The following is a 1648-nucleotide window of genomic DNA, read 5'->3' as shown; positions in this document are numbered from 1 at the left end:
TGACATCCGAGTAATCCAAGTTTTGCTTGGTCATGCTAAACTGGAAACGACGACGATCTATACCAAGGTGGCGACCAAGACGATCCAGAACGTCACCAGCCCACTTGATCTGCTTGTGCAACGAGAGGGCGGGTCCGGCTAAGCTTGGCGACCAGTGCATCGTCCCAAACTGGAGGTCGCGGACGTCTTCCGCGCCCATGGCGCTGCCTATCGCCGGGAACATGCCGGGCATCTAAATCTGCCACAGTTGAAAGTGATGTCCGCGATAGAGAATTGCCGGACTGCGGCCCTTGGCGGACATGTCGCGGCTTGCACCAAATGCAGCCACCAGCACATCGCCTACAACTCCTGTCGCAATCGGCATTGCCCGAAGTGTCAGGGCGCTGCGGCGCAAGACTGGATGCAGGCACGGATGGAGGATCTGTTACCGGTCGAATATTTCCACGTGGTCTTCACCCTGCCGTCGCAAGTCGCCGACATTGCCTACCAAAACAAGGCTGCGGTCTATGGTCTGCTGTTTAAGGCATCTGCCCAGACGCTGCTGACCATTGCGGCGGATCCCAAACATCTTGGCGCAAAGATCGGCATGACATCGGTGCTGCATACGTGGGGCTCGGCGATGACGCACCATCCCCATGTCCACGTTGTTGTGCCGGGCGGCGGCTTGTCATCCGACGGTCAGCGTTGGGTTGCCTGCCGCAAAGGGTTCCTCGTGTCGGTGAAAGTCCTGTCACGGTTATTCCGCCGCTTGTTCCTCGAAGAGTTGGCCAAGCTGCACAAGGAGGACAAGCTGGCGTTCTTTGGCAGCATGTCAAAGCTGGCCGATCCCGATGCCTTCGCGACATATCTTGCACCGCTGCGCAAAATCAATTGGGTGGTTTATGCCAAACAACCCTTCGGCGGACCCGAAGCCGTGTTGGCCTATCTGAGCCGCTACACGCATCGGGTAGCGATCTCAAATCATCGCCTTATGAGTGCCGATGCCAACACCGTAGCCTTCAATTGGAAAGACTACCGCATCAAATCTGGCGATCGGATGAAAGTCATACGCCTGAACACGTCCGAGTTCATCCGGCGGTTCCTGATCCATGTCCTACCCTCTGGCTTCCACCGTATCCGCCACACAGGCTTCCTCGCGAACGGCATTCGTCGCAACAGGATCGAGATGATCAGGAGATTGCTTGATGTGGACCCAGTCGCTGATCTTAAGACCGATGACGATCACTGTGCCGACGCCAACGAGAAGGAACAGGCATGCCCAAAATGCGGCGGCGTGATGATCGTTGTTGAGACATTCAAACGTGGCCAAACTCCAAAATCCCGAGCGCCGCCATGGGAGGATGCCGCATGATGAACTGTTTATACCCGCCGCTCTTATGTCTATGCGCCGGACCAATCACTGCTGCCAACTTCCCACAGGTCGACCCAAGTCAGGTAAATGGGGGCGACACGAAGGCACAGATGGCAAGGTCAGACTGTGAAAACCAACTGCCACATGCTTATCAAGACCATCAAACCCGTTGTTCAATGCATCGAACAACGCAGCAGTAAGCCACAATCCCCATAGCACCAAAACAGCCCACGCTTTCCTCCTTGTCAGATTTATCGCCGCTGCAACTCCCGCTGACAGCAGCCACAAACCTTAGAC

Annotated in this window: 1 protein-coding gene; it reads left to right on the top strand. The window is 56.1% G+C overall.

Features of this window, described 5'->3' with window-relative positions; translation table 11 throughout:
* The first annotated feature begins 154 nt into the window (after nucleotides 1–154).
* Nucleotides 155–1351 (top strand): IS91 family transposase, encoded by a 1197-nt coding sequence (locus J3L16_RS15715; RefSeq protein ID WP_207614011.1) that lies wholly within the window; start codon nucleotides 155–157, stop codon nucleotides 1349–1351.
* The last annotated feature ends 297 nt before the right edge of the window (nucleotides 1352–1648 follow it).

The organism is Alteromonas sp. 5E99-2, from assembly GCF_017368475.1.
Taxonomy (GTDB): domain Bacteria; phylum Pseudomonadota; class Gammaproteobacteria; order Enterobacterales; family Alteromonadaceae; genus Alteromonas_F.
This window is presented reverse-complemented; position numbering and strand designations above follow the sequence as displayed.